The 731-nt window shown below is 47.9% G+C and carries 3 tRNA genes; all 3 read right to left on the reverse strand.

From position 1 onward, the window contains the following. Window positions 1-127 precede the first annotated feature (127 nt). A tRNA-Ala gene (locus tag FEZ21_RS22420) sits at window positions 128-203 on the reverse strand. Window positions 204-233: 30 nt separating this feature from the next. Continuing rightward, window positions 234-310: transfer RNA gene (locus FEZ21_RS22425), tRNA-Ile, on the reverse strand. 216 nt (window positions 311-526) lie between these two features. Beyond that, window positions 527-603, reverse strand: a tRNA-Ile gene (locus FEZ21_RS22430). Window positions 604-731 lie beyond the last annotated feature (128 nt).

Raw genomic sequence — 731 nt, forward strand, 5'->3', positions numbered from 1 at the left:
TCCAGTCTAACTTTCTATTACATACCCAAATTTTTAAAGAACGATCTAATCAAAAGATCAGAAATCAACATTCACCATCATTTGATGGAATGCTCATTTCTAAGCTTTACGATACAGAAGCAAGTAATGGTGGAGCCAAACGGGATCGAACCGTTGACCTCCTGCGTGCAAGGCAGGCGCTCTCCCAGCTGAGCTATGGCCCCATATTTCTACAGGCACTTTCCACACAAAATTGGTGGGTCTGGGCAGATTCGAACTGCCGACCTCACCCTTATCAGGGGTGCGCTCTAACCAACTGAGCTACAGACCCAATTTTGGTCTGCTTCTATCGTCTTCTTCAATGAATCAAGCAATTCGTGTGGGAACTTATGGAGCAGCTGATGTCGTCGATTAAGGAGGTGATCCAGCCGCAGGTTCCCCTACGGCTACCTTGTTACGACTTCACCCCAGTCATGAATCACACCGTGGNGCGCTCTCCCAGCTGAGCTATGGCCCCATATTTCTACAGGCACTTTCCACACAAAATTGGTGGGTCTGGGCAGATTCGAACTGCCGACCTCACCCTTATCAGGGGTGCGCTCTAACCAACTGAGCTACAGACCCAATTTCGAGCTTGTAACTGTTAGCGTGCGCTATCAGCCTGGAGCTTAAATTTGCTTCTATCGTCTTCTTCAATGAATCAAGCAATTCGTGTGGGAACTTATGGAGCAGCTGATGTCGTCGATTAAGGA

This window comes from Pseudomonas sp. 9.1(2019) (assembly GCF_009910445.1).
GTDB classification, from domain to species: domain Bacteria; phylum Pseudomonadota; class Gammaproteobacteria; order Pseudomonadales; family Pseudomonadaceae; genus Aquipseudomonas; species Aquipseudomonas paraversuta.